Annotated in this window: 18 protein-coding genes and 1 pseudogene; 7 read left to right on the top strand and 12 right to left on the bottom strand. The window is 31.0% G+C overall.

Annotated features, from left to right (window positions below; all coding sequences use genetic code 11):
* Positions 1-206 precede the first annotated feature (206 nt).
* The 4 genes from T483_RS0122705 to T483_RS0122690 all read left to right on the top strand — a co-directional run bounded on the left by T483_RS0122705 (position 207) and on the right by T483_RS0122690 (position 3,308).
* Positions 207-1,439, top strand: a complete 1,233-nt coding sequence (locus T483_RS0122705; protein WP_026888881.1) for an amidohydrolase family protein — start codon at positions 207-209, stop codon at positions 1,437-1,439.
* 13 nt (positions 1,440-1,452) lie between these two features.
* Positions 1,453-2,337: an amidohydrolase family protein gene (locus T483_RS0122700; RefSeq protein ID WP_026888880.1), complete on the top strand. Its 885-nt coding sequence runs from the start codon at positions 1,453-1,455 to the stop codon at positions 2,335-2,337.
* Positions 2,338-2,556: 219 nt separating this feature from the next.
* Positions 2,557-2,880 (top strand): hypothetical protein, encoded by a 324-nt coding sequence (locus tag T483_RS0122695; protein ID WP_026888879.1) that lies wholly within the window; start codon positions 2,557-2,559, stop codon positions 2,878-2,880.
* Between the two features lie 50 nt (positions 2,881-2,930).
* Complete coding sequence (locus T483_RS0122690) at positions 2,931-3,308, top strand: membrane protein (protein WP_026888878.1); 378 nt, start codon at positions 2,931-2,933, stop codon at positions 3,306-3,308.
* Between the two features lie 94 nt (positions 3,309-3,402).
* Here T483_RS0122690 and T483_RS0122685 read toward each other — a convergent pair whose 3' ends face one another.
* Positions 3,403-4,434 carry a YeiH family protein gene (locus T483_RS0122685; RefSeq protein WP_035790508.1) on the bottom strand — a complete coding sequence of 344 codons (1,032 nt, stop codon included), beginning with the start codon at positions 4,432-4,434 and terminating at the stop codon, positions 3,403-3,405.
* Positions 4,435-4,576: 142 nt separating this feature from the next.
* On the opposite strand from T483_RS0122685, the gene T483_RS0122680 reads away from it, so the two are divergent.
* Positions 4,577-5,464 carry a LysR substrate-binding domain-containing protein gene (locus T483_RS0122680; RefSeq protein WP_026888876.1) on the top strand — a complete coding sequence of 296 codons (888 nt, stop codon included), beginning with the start codon at positions 4,577-4,579 and terminating at the stop codon, positions 5,462-5,464.
* 421 nt (positions 5,465-5,885) lie between these two features.
* Here the strand turns inward: T483_RS0122680 and T483_RS0122675 are convergent, their stop codons facing one another.
* A complete protein-coding gene (locus tag T483_RS0122675; RefSeq protein ID WP_026888875.1) occupies positions 5,886-6,905 on the bottom strand; it encodes an aldo/keto reductase in 1,020 nt (339 codons plus the stop codon).
* 299 nt (positions 6,906-7,204) lie between these two features.
* Positions 7,205-7,546, bottom strand: a complete 342-nt coding sequence (locus T483_RS0122670; protein ID WP_026888874.1) for a winged helix-turn-helix transcriptional regulator — start codon at positions 7,544-7,546, stop codon at positions 7,205-7,207.
* A gap of 117 nt (positions 7,547-7,663) precedes the next feature.
* Here T483_RS0122670 and T483_RS0122665 point away from each other — a divergent pair, with 117 nt between their 5' ends.
* Complete coding sequence (locus T483_RS0122665) at positions 7,664-8,209, top strand: flavodoxin family protein (RefSeq protein WP_026888873.1); 546 nt, start codon at positions 7,664-7,666, stop codon at positions 8,207-8,209.
* A 203-nt stretch (positions 8,210-8,412) separates the two neighbouring features.
* On the opposite strand, the gene T483_RS0122660 is transcribed toward T483_RS0122665, so the two are convergent.
* The 3 genes from T483_RS0122660 to T483_RS0122650 form a co-directional block, all read right to left on the bottom strand.
* A complete protein-coding gene (locus T483_RS0122660; RefSeq protein ID WP_026888872.1) occupies positions 8,413-8,952 on the bottom strand; it encodes a hypothetical protein in 540 nt (179 codons plus the stop codon).
* A 252-nt stretch (positions 8,953-9,204) separates the two neighbouring features.
* Positions 9,205-10,047, bottom strand: a complete 843-nt coding sequence (locus tag T483_RS0122655; RefSeq protein ID WP_026888871.1) for a hypothetical protein — start codon at positions 10,045-10,047, stop codon at positions 9,205-9,207.
* Positions 10,048-10,577: 530 nt separating this feature from the next.
* Entirely contained in the window at positions 10,578-10,904 is a 327-nt protein-coding gene (locus T483_RS0122650) for a winged helix-turn-helix transcriptional regulator (protein ID WP_026888870.1), read from the bottom strand.
* A 125-nt stretch (positions 10,905-11,029) separates the two neighbouring features.
* Here T483_RS0122650 and T483_RS0122645 point away from each other — a divergent pair, with 125 nt between their 5' ends.
* Positions 11,030-11,683, top strand: a complete 654-nt coding sequence (locus T483_RS0122645; protein WP_026888869.1) for a flavodoxin family protein — start codon at positions 11,030-11,032, stop codon at positions 11,681-11,683.
* A 603-nt stretch (positions 11,684-12,286) separates the two neighbouring features.
* Here the strand turns inward: T483_RS0122645 and T483_RS0122640 are convergent.
* The 6 genes and pseudogenes from T483_RS0122640 to T483_RS0122620 form a co-directional block, all read right to left on the bottom strand.
* Positions 12,287-13,345 carry a galactose ABC transporter substrate-binding protein gene (locus T483_RS0122640; RefSeq protein ID WP_026888868.1) on the bottom strand — a complete coding sequence of 353 codons (1,059 nt, stop codon included), beginning with the start codon at positions 13,343-13,345 and terminating at the stop codon, positions 12,287-12,289.
* A 782-nt stretch (positions 13,346-14,127) separates the two neighbouring features.
* Positions 14,128-14,580 (bottom strand): GNAT family N-acetyltransferase, encoded by a 453-nt coding sequence (locus tag T483_RS0122635; RefSeq protein ID WP_012058434.1) that lies wholly within the window; start codon positions 14,578-14,580, stop codon positions 14,128-14,130.
* A pseudogene (locus T483_RS31275) lies at positions 14,569-15,360 on the bottom strand (IS1595 family transposase); the annotation flags it as partial. The pseudogene T483_RS31275 and the gene T483_RS0122635, both read right to left, overlap by 12 nt.
* Positions 15,361-15,434: 74 nt before the next feature.
* Entirely contained in the window at positions 15,435-15,659 is a 225-nt protein-coding gene (locus T483_RS0122630; protein ID WP_026888866.1) for a DUF6485 family protein, read from the bottom strand.
* Positions 15,660-15,959: 300 nt separating this feature from the next.
* Complete coding sequence (locus T483_RS0122625; protein ID WP_026888865.1) at positions 15,960-16,586, bottom strand: type 1 glutamine amidotransferase family protein; 627 nt, start codon at positions 16,584-16,586, stop codon at positions 15,960-15,962.
* Positions 16,587-16,736: 150 nt separating this feature from the next.
* A complete protein-coding gene (locus T483_RS0122620; RefSeq protein ID WP_026888864.1) occupies positions 16,737-17,699 on the bottom strand; it encodes a helix-turn-helix transcriptional regulator in 963 nt (320 codons plus the stop codon).
* Positions 17,700-17,804: the final 105 nt, after the last annotated feature.

Raw genomic sequence — 17,804 nt, 5'->3', positions numbered from 1 at the left:
GACAAGCATCCTTAACGGTGTTAAAGTGTGAATATAAACTTAACACTGTTAAGGAAAAAGTGTTATGATTAAAATTTTCAAACAGCTTTCAGTAATCAAACTATTTAGATGATACATTTATATTTAAAATTACAGCAAAGCTTAATATGAATACTCGTAGAAACTACGCATGGTTTAAAAAATATTATTGAAAAGAGGTAATTAACATGAGTAAAGAAAAAATCACATTCATTATCAATGCAAAAATCTTTGATGGTGAGCGAGTAATTGAAAAGCAATCCGTTACAATCAAAGGAGAAAAGATTATTAATATTGGTGGACATGCACCTGATGATGCTGAGATTATCGATGCCAAAGGTTGCACTTTGTTGCCAGGTTTAATAGATGCACACTCACATCCAAATATGGATTCCTTAAAGATGGACTTAACCTTCGGAGTTACTACTACATGTCAGATGCAGGGATATTTTAGTGAAGAGCAGATTAAGGCCATCAAGAGCCGAAAAGATTTGGCGGATACTCTTGTTACGTTCTTTGCGGTTACAGCACCAAACGGACATCCAAATGAACTATTGCCACCAGCAGTGCTAGCTCAGCAGAAAGCAATGATGGAAAAGATAGGGTTACCTCCTAAAAAGACTGCATCAACACCTGAAGAGGCAGCAGATATTGTTGCAGAACGCGTAGCACAAGGAGCTGACTATATTAAAATTATGGTGGAGGATGGAACAGTATTCGCCCATCCTGATACACCTGATTTAACAGATGAAGTGATTGCAGCTGCCTGCAGTGAAGCGCACCGTTTTGGCAAAATGGCTGTGGCACATGCAATGTCATTAAAAGCTACTGAACGCGCCATTAATGGAGGAATGGATGGATTAATGCACATTTTCATTGACAAACCACATACTAAAAAAATTATTGATACTATTGTAAGTTCTGGTGCATTTGTATGTCCAACCATTGTTGCCGGCGCTTCTACAATAGGCGACAGCGACGCCCCAGAGTTTGCTAAGGATGAGCGTGTACGCTCCAAATTGAGTGAAGAATGGCTAAATGCCCTGAATAAGCACATCGCATCTTGGCCACAGGGGAAGACAGAATATCTATTAGCATCAGTGAAGGCACTCTTTGATGCAGGCGTTGATATTTTGGCTGGTAGTGATCCTTCAGTTGCATCAGTTGGTGGTATGGTTCATGGTGCTAGTTTACATCATGAATTGCAATTACTAGTTAAGGCTGGATTAACTCCGATTGAGGCTCTTAGAGCTGCTACTTCGGTTCCAGCACGCCGATTTGGCATGAACGACCGCGGTCGTATCGTAAATGGTGCTCGTGCTGATCTGCTATTGGTGAAAGGTGATCCAACAACTAATATTTCAGACACATTATCAATTGAAGCGGTTTGGAGACAAGGCGCACAGTTAGCTAACATATAAGGAGGAAATATATATGAGTTTTATTGATATACATCATCATGTTATTGGAAAAAATAATCCTAATGCTGCTTTATTGCCACCATGGGATATGAAAATAGATGAAGAGGCAATGAATAGGATTGGAATAACAGGAGCATTACTTTCGCTACCTGTGTCAGCAAGTCCTGAAATTACAAGGCAAATGAACAACTTTATGGCTCAGTTTGTAGCTTATAATCCAAAGAAATATGGAATGCTTGCTTGTCTTCCTACAGAATTTGTAGACGACGCATTAAAAGAGATAGATTATGCATATGGAACGCTGAAGGTAGATGGATTCTCTATTCCAAGCAACACTAAAGGGATTTATATAGGCGATGACCGTATGGATGAAATACTAGCAGAACTAAACAGAAGATCTGCTGTTGTACTACTTCATCCCACCAAGCCTGCAGGTGCTAATGAGTCATTGTTCGTAAAAGATATGTCTATTTATGAATTTCCTTTTGATACAACCAGGGCCATGATGGACCTTATTTACAGAGGCAAGATTCAAAAATATCCTAATATAAAATGGATCGTTTCTCATGCAGGAGGAACCATTCCATATATAGCGTATCGTTTGAGTACTGTTGCCCAAGAAAACAAAGCAAGTAGCTTGTCTAGCGACGAAGTTCTTGCATCCTTGAAAAGTTTGTATTATGATTTAGCACTTTCAACCTCACCAAGTGTATTTTCTACACTTAGAGAATTGGTAGGAGCATCACATATTCTGTTCGGTACTGATTTTCCACTACGCTATGAGAAAGGTGTAACTGAAAGCATCGAGCAATTCAACAATTACTCAGGATTTAACGAAGATGAAAAACATAAGATAATGTGTGAAACAGCGAAAGAACTTTTCCCTCGTTTTCGTTAATCTATAGATATAAGAGCATAACTATCCGTAAACACGGATGGTTATGCTCTTATTATAATATCAAAAAATCAGTTGAAGTCATGATTAAAAAATACATAGCCATTATATGTACGACATGTGTGATATTTTGTAAATTATGTTATAATAAGTGTTGTTAAAAAAATTGTAATCTAATGAACAATAGTTAATTATTTCGTATTTATAGAATGGAGAGTATATATGGGAATACAAGTATTAATAGCATGTATTGCAACTATTGCAGTTGTTATATTTCAAGTAGTTTTTACGATGTGGGAATCTAATCCTTATAAAAAGATTTATTATAAACTTCTTTTAGAATTGAGTAAATCTCCTAATGATCCTGAATTAAAGGAAAGAGCTATAGAAGCAGGAAATCAATATTATAGTAGAATAAAATCTTACTCAATAGGAAGTTTTAGAGGTGCTGTAGCTTCTGCAAGGGTGAAGACGTTAATAGGTCCAATAGATGAAAAGATATTATTTGAAGATATGACCAGAATAGCTAAGGTAGATGGGAATTAATATAAAATATTAATTTATGAATTAGCCAAAAAGATATATGGAGGTTTCGTATGAATATACTAACATTGACTTGCAACATAAGTATTCCAGTAATAATGATTTTCGTAGGACATTTATATCAATGCAATTTATATAAAAAAATAGACAATATATTAGATTTAATTATGCCTATGGCAATGCTTTTTACTGGCTTTTCAGATGATAAAAAGACTTCTTTTTCTAAAGCTTCAGAACCATTAGCTTTGACTAATACAAAATGTGGTTTAATATGGAGTATTTCAGGAGTATGCACATTGATACTTGCTATAATATTTCTAATATTAAATTATTCTATAAGTATTGCCTTATTAGAATTTGAATGTTTAATATTGGTTGCAGTATTTGCCACTGTAGAATATATTTCAAAAAGAACTTTTCACAGAAACTGATAAACAATGTTCTTATATTGAGTATCACAGGTGGGCAATCCCACCTATAATTTTTATAACGCTACATTTCAACACTATATTAAAGCATAGCATTTTATAAAAATACTGTGATAAGTGAAATTGCTGAAACTATTTGGATTAAGGCGATTGCTAAGGCATAAAGTGCGGCTTTCTTTCCTATTTTTATAAGCTGTCTAAAATTCACTCTCATCCCTATTCCAGCAAGAGCAATTACTTCAAAGTTGCTACTTATTAATTTAAATATATTAGAAATATTCATTGGAAAAACTCCAGCAGTAAATGCTAAGCACATAAGGAAAAAGGCCAACACATACCAGGGTATTTTTATTCTTGAATTTAATTTTCCCCTTTCTTCTCTACTAGATTTATTTTTCATTTTTCCTAATATTAATACAACAACAACTAAAAATATTATTCTTACTATTTTAAATATTGTAGATAAATCCTTAACTTGTTCATTTACTAGACTTCCACTACCAACAACTTGTCCTACAGATTGAAGTATTCCTCCTATTAAAGCAGAGGTCTTTATTGTTTCTAATGAAAATATCACTTTAGCTATAAATGGAAGAACAAGCATTAATACCGTTCCTGTAACATTTACTATAGTTATTGCTATGCCTTTTTCACTATCCCCCGCTCCTATTACTGGCGCAGTAGCTGCTATGGCTGAAGATCCACAAACTGCATTTCCACTTGCCATTAAAAAACTAAAATTCTCTGAGAATTTAAATCTTTTTCCAATTAAAATTACAAGTGCTATAGTAATACTCATTTGAAATACTATAAATGATATTCCTGAAAACCCTAATTTTAATATAGTTTGAATTCCCAATGTTCCTCCTAACAGAACTATAGAATATGACAATAGTTCACTTTCTGCGAATTTTGATCCCTTTTCATATATTTTTCTATTGCAAAATGTATTTCCTGCTGCCATTCCAATGAATATTGCTAAAGATGCTGCCCCTATGCTAGGTACATAATTACTTAAATACTTTGCAATAAATGCGATTATTGTACATATTATAACTCCTGGTAAAACCTCTAAAACCTTATCCATTCCTCTTGATAATTCCTTATCTTTAATTATATTTAAACTCATTCATATCACCTTCTAAAATATTTATCTGAATATGAAGTACTTCTTTTTCTATTTTTAGTATATTAGGTGTATAATCATAAGTAAAATATATATATTCTATAATAATGATTAAGAATATTAATGATTAAGAAAGGATGATCCCATGCTTGATGAATTAAAAACTTTTATAGCAGTTGTTGAACATAAAAACTTCACAAAAGCTGCTGAATCCATTAATCTATCCCAACCTAGTGTAAGTTTACATATTAAGCACCTTGAGGAGTATTTTAATACAACTTTAATTCAACGTTCAATAAAACAAAAAAATATAAATATAACTCAATCTGGGTATTTACTTTATGAGCGTTCAAAACAAATGATTAAGCTATTAAATGATACTAAAAATGATCTATTAGGTTATGGGGATATTGTAAAAGGTCAACTGCATATAGGGGCTAGTTTTACTATAGGAGAATACTTACTACCAGCCTTTTTAGGAAAATTCGCAAAAGCCTATCCTGAGTTAGAATTAGAAGTGACAATCGAAAACACGCATAACATATGTGAAAAAGTTAAGAATTTTCAAGTTGACATTGCTCTAGTTGAGGGCACTGTTCCTCCTTCCCACTTTACGATTGAAAAATTTTATACTGACAAAATGGAAGTTGCTGTTCCTTACAATCACTACTTAGTTAATAACTATTTTTCAGCTGAGGATTTACAAAATCAGACTTGGATTAGTAGAGAGATAGGATCTGGTACTAGACAATATTTGAATCTTTTCTTATCAAATAATAATATTAATGCTAAAAATATCATTGTTTTTGGAAGTAATTATTCTGTAAAAGAAGCTGTAAAAAACAATTTAGGAATAACCTTTATTTCTTCACTTGTAATTGAGAATTCCTTAAGAAATAACGAAATTTCCACTTTAAAAACCAAACAAACTTACACTCGCCCATTCTCATATGTGATGCAAAAAGGTATAATCCCCTCAAAAGGAGCACTAGTGTTTATAGATATGCTAAAAAGCTATGTGGAAGCTCTATAAAAATAGAAAAATAAATAGAGTCCACTTTCTTGAAATAAGAAATGTACTCTACTTTCACCATAAATATATTTAATTATTATGTTGACGCTACTCATAGAATTTAGGGGAAGTTTTTAAACTTCTATTAAAAATATAAATAAACACTTAAAAATCTCATTTATAATTTGCAATAAATACCATACTAGAAAGCAGAAACATTTTTATGCAGCAGGCATTGAAAATGAGCTGTTAAAAGTTCTTAATTATAGGTTGTTCCACTAATGCTTGTCACAATGAAATTGGGAGCAAGCATTAGTGGTGCAACCTGCAATTTAGCACTTTCAGCGAAATTTTCATAGTCCTGTGAAATAACAAGGTTTCTACTTTCGGTGAATTATTGCATAAGTCTAGGTTTAAGTTGTTTATTTATATCTTTTATTACTTAACCTATATTCTTTAGAAATGTTTTATAATCCTCATAGTTTCTTTTTAAAAGATTTGGAGTATCAAGGCCATAAGGACAATGAGCCTTACAGTTACCACACTCTATACAATCTTCAATCTTTTTCATTTTAGCCTGGCCTTCCTCTGAAAGATGCCCCTCAGTTGGAGATCTACGAAGAAGTAAGGACATTCTTGCACAATTATTAATTTCTATGCCTGCTGGACATGGCATGCAATATCCGCATCCACGACAAAACTCACCTACAAGCTCTTTTCTCTCATTTTCAATGAATTCTTTAATTTCCTCTGTCATTGCAGGGGGATTGTCTATATACGAGATAAATTCATCTAATTCATTTTCTCTTTGAACTCCCCAGATAGGTAAAGTATTATCAAATTGAGAAAGGTATGCGTAAGCTGCATCACTTCTTGTTATAAGCCCGCCTGATAATGCCTTCATGCAGATATAGCCAACATTCTTCTCTTTACATAAATTTACTAGATCTTCATCCTTTTTATCAGCAAGATAGCTAAATGGGAACTGTAATGTATCATAAAGACCTGATTCAACAGCTTCTATAGCCACTGGTAATCTATGATTTGTAATTCCTATGAAACGAATCTTTCCTTGTCTTTTTGCTTCTAGCATAGCCTCATATAGACCAGTTCCATCATTAGGTTTAGGACAAAAACTTGGATTATGGAACTGATAAATATCTATATAATCTGTTTTAAGCATAGCAAGACTCTTTTCTAAATCACTCCAAAAACCTTCAACAGTAGTTGATGGTGTTTTCGTTGCAATAATTATTTTATCCCTAACATCACTTAAAGCAAGACCAATTTTACACTCGCTGTCAGTATAACTTCTTGCTGAGTCAAAAAAATTAATACCATTATCGTAAGCTTTCCTCAACAATTTTACTGCTTCTTCGTTAGAGACACGCTGAACAGGGAGAGCACCAAATCCATTTCTATTTACTACTATCCCAGTTCTTCCTAGCGTAACATTTACCATATTATCATCGCCTTTCTCGCAATTCCATAAATATATTGGTTATATTAACCTATTTACTTGATATTATATCACCTAGAGTTAACTTCAAGTCAATAATAAAACCTAAGTAAATATATAAGTTAATATGCTATATTAATTGCTTTGTGAAGGATGGTTTAGTAAAAGTTTTACAAACTACAATAAAATAAAAGGAGCATTTTTTGATTATAACTTTAAAGAATGATAAAACATATCTATCATATGGGTTTTTCATTAGAAATTTGCAGCATATTAAAGAAAATTATAGATCAAATAGATGCCTATAGACGATTTTTCCCACCCCAAGCACACATCAAATCTAAAATAGGAATCAGTGATTTCCCGCGTTCAGACAAACTATATTCAACTTTTGGTGGAATCTGAGGATATTCTTCACGTATTATTAATTGCGCATCCTCCATTTCTTTAAGCGTTTTACTTAAAGTTTTGCAAGAGATTGTTCCAATGGCTCTTTGTAGCTCATTAAACCTCATAACTTTTTTATATTCAGCAAGCCAATACATAATAATCATTTTATATTTACCATTTATAATGGATAATGTATATCCAAAATCAGTATCTTTTATATCTATACCAGTTAGAAAACACTCTTCTATAGCCATCTTTACACTTCCCTTCAGGTTAGTACGTTACCTTTATGTGCGTACTTTACTAACACCAAATTCTAAATTATACTTTGATTGTTGTCAATAGCATTAATTTTGAAAGGGTGGTTAATTATGAAAAAAAATATTTTAGTGTTGATTGGTAGTGCAAGAGTTGGAGGTAATAGTTATCTATTGTCTGAAGCATTTATTAAAGGAGCAATACAATCAGGTCATGAAGTAGTCAAATATGAAGTTGGGAAGAAAAATATAAAAGGATGTATTGCCTGTGACACTTGCTTCAGTAAAGGAACTCCTTGCTCATTTGATGATGACTTTAACACTCTCGCTCCTGAAATAGAAAAAGCAGATGTGATTGTTTTTGCGACTCCATTATATTGGTATACATTCCCTTCTAATCTCAAAGGGGTAATAGATAAAATGTATTCATTTATCATTGGACAAAAGAAAATAAACATTAAAGAAAGCATGCTTATAGTTTGTGGAGAAGAAAAGGATGAATCTGCATTTGATGGTATTATCAGCACGTATAAGCGAATTAATGCTTACCAACAATGGACAGATGTCGGAACGCTAATTGTTCCAGGCGTATTAAATAAAGGAGATGTGTTATCTACTAATTATATCGTTCAAGCAGAAATGATGGGTAGAAATATATAGAAATTTAATAATGGTAATGTTAAAAAGCATACCTTTTAAACATTGATATAACTAGCTTTAAAATTCTAAAAGTTTTATAATTTCCTAGACAAAAATAAACGGAGTATATTAAGATAATTTCTAATCATCTTAATATACTCCTCTTCATACGTTCTATTTTAGTATTGCGCATTAAACAATCTTTGATTTTAAATAAAAACTTGTCACTTACCTAATTTAGAATAGATTACGGTTATTATTATAGCAATTATCATTAGAATAAATGACTGTTTTTCTTTTTTTCGATTTCTAATATCATAGTCACTTTCTTCATTTCTAATTAATGCTTTAATGTTTGAATCAAATTTAATCATATTATTCGTTTTTAAAGCATACACAATTATTTCATTCATAGACTTCCTTGGATAAGAGGTATAATAAAATATCTTTACCTTATTATCTTTCATTTTTGCATACACAGCAGGTATACTCCCTTTTGAAAATTTTGGTTTATAATCACCAATTCTTAAACCCTTTATTAAATCAAATTCTATTTCTATTTTTTTATAACCTTGGATTATTTTTATTTTATCTTCATAAAGGACTATTCTTCTATTTAATAATAGTACTGCTAGTATGGCTAATACAAATAAGCCTAAATATTGCTTAGCAATAAAGAACATATAGCCTAAAAAACCATATATAATAACAAAAATCAATATAACAATTATGTAATTATTTATAAAATATTTTCTAATTTTCATAATGCATTACTCCCTAAGTAAAAAACCATTTGATTCACAATAATTTACTATTATGCATTAATTATAACATATTTTGTAAAAATCGTATTATTCGATTTTCAAAGAAAATTTTTTAAATTTACTTCGTCAATTCTACATACTGTGAAATATTTTAGTATAGCTTATAAAAAAAATCGCAAATTCACTCTCTTGAATAATACGATTTTTTTAAACTACTTTAAAAAATAGAATTTATATAAAGTAATGCTATATTTAATAATTTTGAACCAATAATTTATCAATTTTATCTGTTGTAGCACCACTAGCATCTAAATAATGTCCATTAATTGTTGTATTAGTAGCCATTGTGCCATCACTAGAAAGGTAATAGAATTTAAATGTGTTTTTTTGCCCCTTATGGGTTGTTACATCTTCAATCCAACAATCAGTTAGCATTTTACCTTCACCATGATTAATCTGGTTTAAATAATACCATTTTCCATTTATATATTTCCAGCCTTTTTGCATTTTCATATTTTTAGGTGAAAAATAATACCAATCTCCACCTATTTGTTTCCAACCTGCAACTTTTGAACCATCATTATTTAAATAATACCAATCCGTAGATGTAAATTCCTCGTAAGCGTCAATTTCTTTTTGCCAATGTGTTGAAGGATTAGTTTCAACTTTTGTAGTGATTGAAGATTCTTTAGTTGCAACCCTGAAATCACCAGCAGGAGCATTTGGATCTACATAATCTCCTTCTGCTATTACTTTAATATATTTTCCTACATCCTCTTTTTCTAGAGTATACTGATTTTGTTTGTTTTTATCTTTAGAACTAGGAGCACCATAAATTGATTGTGAAGCACTTGTTGGATATTCAAGACACTCCCAGCCAATAACACAATATTTAGTTATGTCTCGCCCACTTGCATCCCTAACTATCGCTGTTAACGTCTGTCCTTCAATCAGATTTCCTTGAATCTCTACTGATGACATAATGTGTTTTTCTTTTTCTTCATAGCTTTTTGTAGCTGCATTTACTTCCACAATACCAATATCATTAAATAATTTAGATGAAATACCTGATACTTGTAATAATGTTGCTGTCAAAAATAATGATAAAGTCTTTATAAGTATTTAATTTTTCATTAAAAATCCCCTTTTTTCCTCATTAATATATATATATTACCATTAAAAATAAAAAATTGGAATAATTATATGATTGTGCAAATAGAATAATAAGTAGTTTCTATCATATTATTCTATTTTTAAAGAGCACTTTTCAATATACTACGTCAAATCTATATACTGTGTAATATCTTGGTATATAACTCATTAAAAAAATCGCAAATTCAATCTCTGAATAATGCGATTCACAAATTTACTATTTATTTTTAGTAATTCATACTGCATGAATATTCCGACCTAACAATTAGTAATTATACTCATACTTATCAATACTTATTTTTTTGAGTTAATACTTCAACTATGATGTTCTTTAATAAATTAAACAACATACTTTTACTCTCGTATTATTTTTATTTATATCGGGCGTTAGGAATTGCTGTCCGCTCTTCGACTGCAGCAACTATTAATGGTGTTTAATTAATGTAACATTATACCCTTTTATAAAAATATGTTTATTTAGTGATATGTTTTTCACCCCATTGGTACATAAGTTTAAGTATTGGTATTAATGTTTTTCCCTCTTCTGTTAGCGAGTATTCAACCTTTGGTGGAATTTCATTATACTGTTCCCTGTGAATTAAGTTGCTGCTTTCCAATTCTTTTAGTTGATTGCTTAATGTTTTGTGTGCAATTGGTTCTAACGTATATTTTAACTTGTTATATCTTATTATTTCAGCTTGGTATATTTCCCATAATATAATCCATTTCCATTTTCCTTCAATGGTAGATATTGTATAATACATTGGGCAACTGTTATATTTACTTTCAAAGCTTTTCATATAATACCTCCTTTACTCACTTTTAGGTTAGTATATAACAAATAAGTGCATACTTATCTCTTTTCCTATAATGATATATAATTCATATTATGTAGTCAAGTATATATAAAATGGAGGTTGAATTAATGAAAATAATAGCAATTAACGGAAGTCCAAGAAAAAATAAAAACACTGCTACTCTTCTTAATAAAGCACTTGAAGGAGCAGCTTCACAAGGAGCCGAAACAGAGCTTATCCATCTTTACGATCTGAATTATAAAGGTTGTGTAAGCTGTTTTGCTTGCAAAATCAAAAATGGTAAAAGCTATGGTAAATGCGCCTTCAAGGATGATTTAACGCCTATCCTTGAAAAGGCTTCGAATGCTGATGCCATTATCCTTGGTTCTCCAATATATCTTAATACAATTTCTGGAGCTATGAAGTCTTTTATAGAAAGATTCATGTTTCCATATTCAATGTATGCTCCTGGTTATCCAAGTCTTTTCGGAAGAAAAATTCAAACTGGGGCCATTTATTCCATGAATGTAACTAATGAGCAAATGAAAGATTTAGGATATGAGCAAGGTCTTAAATTCGTAGAAGACTATATGACGAGACTTTTTGGATCCTTTGAATCATTAATTGTGAACGACACATATCAGTTTAACGATTATTCAAAGTATGTTGTAACTGTATTCGATGAAAAGAAAAAGGCAAAAGTTAGAAAAGAACAATTTCCTAAAGACTGTCAAGTTGCCTTCGATATGGGGGTAAGATTTGTTAAACAGGCTAATTTATAAAATCCTGTAAGTAAATTATTATATTGAAATATCTTTGCAAATGCATAAGAGGCCTTACTCTAGTAAAGTAAGGCTTTCAAACCTTATATTATTCTTATCCTAAAATCTATCATAAGGATATTGAAAAAGCCTACGTTATTTGTTGTACTGTTCACCTTAACTAATCATAATCACATTTAAATATCTAATTACGTCACAAAAAATTACTACCGTGTAGTATCATTAGCCGCAATATCGTATAAACTTCTTGTTATTTAGTATCCTATTTATTTTGTATATTTCATCTGCATTTTTAAGCATATCTTTATATGTAATCCCTTAATTAACTTTATGAAATTCATTAGATTTTTTCTGAATAATGTATACCTATTTCAATTTCACCTTTAGTAAAAATATGTTTTTCTATAATCCCATCTTTTATAAGATTTGTTATCCAATCTAAATTAAATTTGATATTGAATGGTAATTTATCTTTATAAATCTGTGTTTATAATACTACTAAAGAAGCTAGTCTTAAGTAATTCAAAAACTTTTACTTATGTAGTTATTTCATTAGAATGCCCAAAGGAAGAAAACAAATTTATGATTATTGTACATTAATTATTATTGAAACATTGGCCCGGTATATGGTTCATATGGAAGTAAAACTGCCACTCCTGTTTCATCTGATTTATAGGATACCCCTTCAAGAGGATTTCTATCTTTAACTAAATTCATTCCTACGGTATATATTGTATTAGTCATATCAACTGTTTCTTGTGAAGCAGTACCCAACATAAAGCCTTTTGAAACTAGTTCTTTAGCTTCAGATACTCCATCTAGACCAACAACTATGATTGACTGAGATTTATTTCCAGTGTTGTAGCCATATTTTTGCAACGCTTGAACAGCACCAATTGCCATAGAGTCATCATTTGAAATTATCGCTTCTATTTTGTTACCAAATCTCAAAAACAATGCATCAACGGCATCTTTAGCAGACACTGTATCCCAATTCAAAATAGGAGATGCAAATTGTTCGGTTTTTATAAAAGCTTCGTTAATAGTTGAAACAGAGTATGCTGACCTATCAATTGAGGTTTTATTAAGTTTTTCACCAACGAGTAATACGTATTGTAATACGTCATCTTTATTTTTATCAATTAATTGTTTATGATTCTTCCAGGCATCTACAATCATTTTCCCTTGTAAAGTGCCGCCTTGTGCTGAATCTGTTCCTACATAAAAAGCTTTTTTATACGATTTAATTGCCTCCATTGAAAATGGTACTCTATTAAAAACTACTACTGGGATGTTAAATTGTGAAATTCTGTTAATCATTTCTCGTATTTCAAGTAGATTAACCATATCTAATAATATAAGATCAATACCCTTGTGAAGTGCATTTTCAATATCTGTGTTTTGCGTTGATTGATTAAAATTGGCATTATAAAAAGAGAATGAAACTTCTCCTGGATTATTCTTTTGGATATCTTCAAAATTTTTGCGAAGGAGTACAATGTAATCATCATTAAGATCTCTTGTAAATAAGCCTACTCTAACAGGAGAGCCTTGACGATAGTTTGTGCTGGCATTCGTAGTCATATATGAGTTATTTCCAAACATTATAACCAATATAATTGCAAGTAAAGCTATACTTAATATTCTCTTAAATGCTTCCATTTAAATCCTCCTTGCTATTTGTTATATAATTTTATTATGTCTTTATAAAAAAAAGTTTATGCTAAATCAATATTTTATTTTTAAAACAAAATAGTTGCTACATAAGATTCAAAAAATAATTCATATCTAAACTCTTTGTATTCTTCATCCCTTTTATCTAGTTATTCTGGTGGGCTTATTCCTGCTAAATCTATGTTTTTAAGCTCTATGCTTGACTTTATTATGTTCTCCATTGACTCATTTTCTCTCTATCAAATTTAAACATTGTATCCAGAATCTAAACAGAATATATATTTTCTTGCTTCATATACTAATAGTGAAATCTGAAAACTGCCATTAGATTACACTCGTTTTTTGTTTACCTAGTGGAATTTTATTATTAATTGATTCCTAAATGAGAGTTGAGAAATAAAACTGTATTACTTTTATTCCTCATTCTCTATTAAATTTAAATACTTCATTTTTTAGTATGATGCATAAAGAAAATCGCATTATTCAGTCACTCTTGTCTGAATAATGCGATTTTACAATTTGGTCATTATATTTATTGGTTTATAGCTAAGTAGAAATTACAAAAAAACAATTATCAAATTATAGTGTTATTCTTTATTTCTAGGCTATGTTTTAATATAGTGTTGAAATATAGCCTAAAAAAAATTATAGGTGGGATTGTCCACCTATAATGCTCAATATAAGAATAATGTAAATCTTATATATTGAATATAAAATTAAAGCATGACCGTAAAACGGAAATTAAACTTGAATACATTTTAGTTTGTTTATTAAAAAAAATAACTATAATGATAGAACATTTCATTTCTTTTATATCCTGATTGTTCATATAGTTTTTGTGCAGTAGTATTATCTATTGCAGTTGATAAGGTTAATCCTTTTGCTCCTGTTTCAAATGCAAACTCTTTTGCTTTATTCATTAAACTTTTACCTATGCCTTTCTTTCTCGCACTTTCTTCAACATATAAATCATTTAGTATCCATATTCTTTTCATGGATACTGATGAAAAAGATGGGTATAATTGAACAAATCCTAGAGGTATTATTGAGTCTTTCATTATAATAAAAATTACTGATTCATTATGTATCATTCGTTCTTCAATAAATTTCTTTGAAGATTCTAAATTTGAATCTTGTCCATAAAATATTCTATACTTATTGAATAAGTTTCCAATCAACTCTAAATCTTCTAAATCAGCTTTTTTAATTTTTATATTTTCCATATTCTCTCTCCTTTTTATACGTTTGTGTTCTAATGATAAATCATTTGCAAATTGCATATAACTTTTATGACTATCAGTACAAAGTATAGAACCGTTTGTTATATGTCCATCATATAATGTTTCTAATTCATTAGATGTAATTCTACCTTTACATGCTAATTCCATAATTAAATTACCTTGCCTATAAATAGCAGTAGCAATGCAGACTTGCTCCTTTGAGATACCCCTTTTCTTAACTTGTTTGCCTCTTTTACGAGATTGTCTTGGCATGTTAGAAGGTTTTGTACCTTTAAAACTTTCTGCAAAGAATACTTCATCTGCTTCAACAACACCATCAACGTATCCCTTGCCTAAAAATGTGCTTATACAATCAAGAATTTTATGTCTCTAAAAGAAACTTGTTGCTATGTTAATTTCTACAATTTTAGCACTTTTCCTAATAGAGTAGCCATTAATCATGCACTTAGCATATTTAAGCCATTTCTCTAATGTTTTCTTACTCTTATAGGTTGCAGAATTAGTGAAGTCAGTAAAAGTTTTCTTACAAGATTTACAGCTATATCTTTGTTTGCCATTATACTTACCATTTCTTGATATAGTTTCAGAACCACAAATTGGGCATATTTTGCCCTTAGAAAATCTAAATTCTTTAACTTCTTGTTCTATTTGGCTTACTTGCGAACCTAAGACAAGAATTTTTTCTAAAGTTGATAGTATTTGTTATTTTTGACGTAATGGTAACTTTTGAATATCATTTAATATAGACTTTACATTTGGCATAATTCTACCTCCTAAACACTATTAGATATATGTTATAACCTATTTTTCTAATAAATATCAATTTTCAACACTAATTAAAAACATAGCCTATTTCTAAGTACAAGTTTAGCAAATTCCTCATAAGAAGCTTCTTCAACATTTCTAACACTCCTAAGCTCTTCTGAAACATCTCTAAAAAAGCATGATGGAAGTTCACTCGCCATCAATTTCTTTTTCATACAAAGATCACATCCTTTATCGTGGTTGGATGGGTGTAACTTACAATTATAATTTTTACATGTACAAAAATGTGTATTCATTAAATTTTTTCTCCCTTGCTGCATATAAATGATTGCATTTTCTTTACACAACCATTTTAATCCCTACCCTTAGGGCTGAGTCAATAACAATTTAAATTTAATCATTACATCTTCTCCTGCAAACATTTCCAAAAATCAATGTATTCTTCCTTCGGCACCATAGCTGATTATCAGAGTATTATAATCATAAACAATGAGATACTCTCGATTCCTTTGAGTTGTGTCGCCGACATTGCCGAAAACCCACGCCAAAGTAAAAAGTGGTGAAAAGCAGCTATTTTCCCCACTTTAAGCAACCTTTTATTGAATTGAGTTCATAAGCTCAAAGAAATATTTTGACTCTTGGGTTCTATACAGATTGTACCAAGAATCTAGAGTTTGCGGAGAGAATACATCTAGAACTTTCAATATATGCAAAGCAAATTCAAGAGGAGCTATTCCAGAAGCAGTAATCAAACTTCCATCAGTTACTACACATTCCTGCTTATAATACATTTCTCCATCATAGTTTGGACAAACCATTTTAAAATACCCAAGGTCATTACTTGTATGATATCGTTTATCCAGTACTCCCCTCATAGCAAGTCCTATTGTAGCACCACAAATTGCCCCTACAACAATACCTTTCTCTAGATGTTTTTCAGCCATTCGTATAATGGGAGCATGAATTTCTTCTGTCCATGTATTCCCACCAGGTAGAATCAAAGCAGCAGTATCTTCAATACTACACTCCTCAAGTTCAATTTCTGGCAATATTGTAAGACCTCCCATTGTAGTAATAGGGGTCTTGGTAATTCCTACAGTCACTACTTTTAGCGGCATTAATCCCTTTTTGTAGTACCTTCCAGAATTTATTTCAGCGATTAAATAACATATTTCCCAGTCTGCCATTGTATCAAATACATAAAGATATACTGTATTCTTCATTTTCTATTCCTCCACATTCATTTTATCTGATGTCTAGCCGCTGTAACACTCCCACCTGAATCAAGTTTCACTTGATTGTTGCTATTTGTTACATGATGGCCTAAAACTCCATCTCGAACTATTATATATTATCTTCACTGACAAATTCGGTCAGTTAAGATAGTGGGCCATTAAATCTCTAAGAATTGCTGCCATAGCATCTTTAAAACTATTTGGTTCAAGCACCTTTATTGACTTACCATATTGGAGTAGAATATGAGGAACATATGTATTGATTGAGTCTTCATCCATTAAGAAATTAGCTCTGCATTCAGTTCGTTCTATCAGATGATATCCTAAAAACCAATGTGCACAAAGGTCATTCAATGCTTCTGATTTGCCCTCAATTACTAAAGTGCAAAGTCCTACTTTGCTTTCCCCACTCGATAATAAGTTTTTTGTAAAAAACTCACGTGCCGAAAAAGCTTCAGGACGCTTAAACGTATTTTTAGTACTTATAATATTTACTATTCTATCTACCCTAAAGCTACGAATTTCATTCCTAAGATGGCAAAATGCAATTACATACCATTTATTATTCCAGTAAAGCATCCCATAGGGGTCGACAACCCTAAGCCTCGGATGCCCTTCATAACCTGTACAGTATTCAATTTCCATAGAACATTCATTAGCAACAGCTTGCTCGAGTTCCATTAATATAGGTTTGACAGCTGGATCACAAATACGACTCACTACTTCAAATCCGACTAAATGACGATTAAGAACTTTTTCTTGTTCTTGATTCGAGAACATCTTTAACTTTGATGTTGCACTATTTAGCGCTTCCATAAAAGGATATCCTGCTTCCATTGCAAAAATAGCAGCATGTAAAAGTGATTTTTTCTCTTCAATGTCAAAAAACATGGGTGTTCGGATAAAATTGTTAAGCAAACTATATCCGCCGTTATGACCAGGCTCCGATATTATTGGCACTCCACTAACACACAATGCATCCATATAACGATAAACTGACCTTATATTTATTTCTAACCTTTCGGATATTTGCTTTGCAGTTATTTTTGTACCTGAATTCAGCATCCATAAAATTGCTAGCATATTATCATTTTTTGGCATAATGCGCCCCACTTCCCTAGATTTTTAATAGTATTATTTATTAGTAAATGTAATGCACCTCATTGCCAATACATATTTTATAATGTATTGGCATTATAAAAAAAA

This window comes from Clostridium beijerinckii HUN142 (genome assembly GCF_000621745.1).
GTDB lineage: Bacteria > Bacillota > Clostridia > Clostridiales > Clostridiaceae > Clostridium > Clostridium beijerinckii_A.
Note: the sequence above shows the minus strand (reverse complement) of the source record. Positions and strands in the feature narration are given on the sequence as shown.

Excerpts from the sequence above, each read along its gene's own strand:
- T483_RS0122705 (WP_026888881.1), top strand. The coding sequence starts at position 207 with ATGAGTAAAGAAAAAATCACATTCATTATCAATGCAAAAATCTTTGAT.
- T483_RS0122700 (WP_026888880.1), top strand. The coding sequence starts at position 1,453 with ATGAGTTTTATTGATATACATCATCATGTTATTGGAAAAAATAATCCT.
- T483_RS0122695 (WP_026888879.1), top strand. The coding sequence starts at position 2,557 with ATGGGAATACAAGTATTAATAGCATGTATTGCAACTATTGCAGTTGTT.
- T483_RS0122690 (WP_026888878.1), top strand. The coding sequence starts at position 2,931 with ATGAATATACTAACATTGACTTGCAACATAAGTATTCCAGTAATAATG.
- T483_RS0122685 (WP_035790508.1), bottom strand. The coding sequence starts at position 4,434 with ATGAGTTTAAATATAATTAAAGATAAGGAATTATCAAGAGGAATGGAT.
- T483_RS0122680 (WP_026888876.1), top strand. The coding sequence starts at position 4,577 with ATGCTTGATGAATTAAAAACTTTTATAGCAGTTGTTGAACATAAAAAC.
- T483_RS0122675 (WP_026888875.1), bottom strand. The coding sequence starts at position 6,905 with ATGGTAAATGTTACGCTAGGAAGAACTGGGATAGTAGTAAATAGAAAT.
- T483_RS0122670 (WP_026888874.1), bottom strand. The coding sequence starts at position 7,546 with ATGGCTATAGAAGAGTGTTTTCTAACTGGTATAGATATAAAAGATACT.
- T483_RS0122665 (WP_026888873.1), top strand. The coding sequence starts at position 7,664 with ATGAAAAAAAATATTTTAGTGTTGATTGGTAGTGCAAGAGTTGGAGGT.
- T483_RS0122660 (WP_026888872.1), bottom strand. The coding sequence starts at position 8,952 with ATGAAAATTAGAAAATATTTTATAAATAATTACATAATTGTTATATTG.
- T483_RS0122650 (WP_026888870.1), bottom strand. The coding sequence starts at position 10,904 with ATGAAAAGCTTTGAAAGTAAATATAACAGTTGCCCAATGTATTATACA.
- T483_RS0122645 (WP_026888869.1), top strand. The coding sequence starts at position 11,030 with ATGAAAATAATAGCAATTAACGGAAGTCCAAGAAAAAATAAAAACACT.
- T483_RS0122640 (WP_026888868.1), bottom strand. The coding sequence starts at position 13,345 with ATGGAAGCATTTAAGAGAATATTAAGTATAGCTTTACTTGCAATTATA.
- T483_RS0122635 (WP_012058434.1), bottom strand. The coding sequence starts at position 14,580 with ATGGAAAATATAAAAATTAAAAAAGCTGATTTAGAAGATTTAGAGTTG.
- T483_RS0122630 (WP_026888866.1), bottom strand. The coding sequence starts at position 15,659 with ATGAATACACATTTTTGTACATGTAAAAATTATAATTGTAAGTTACAC.
- T483_RS0122625 (WP_026888865.1), bottom strand. The coding sequence starts at position 16,586 with ATGAAGAATACAGTATATCTTTATGTATTTGATACAATGGCAGACTGG.
- T483_RS0122620 (WP_026888864.1), bottom strand. The coding sequence starts at position 17,699 with ATGCCAAAAAATGATAATATGCTAGCAATTTTATGGATGCTGAATTCA.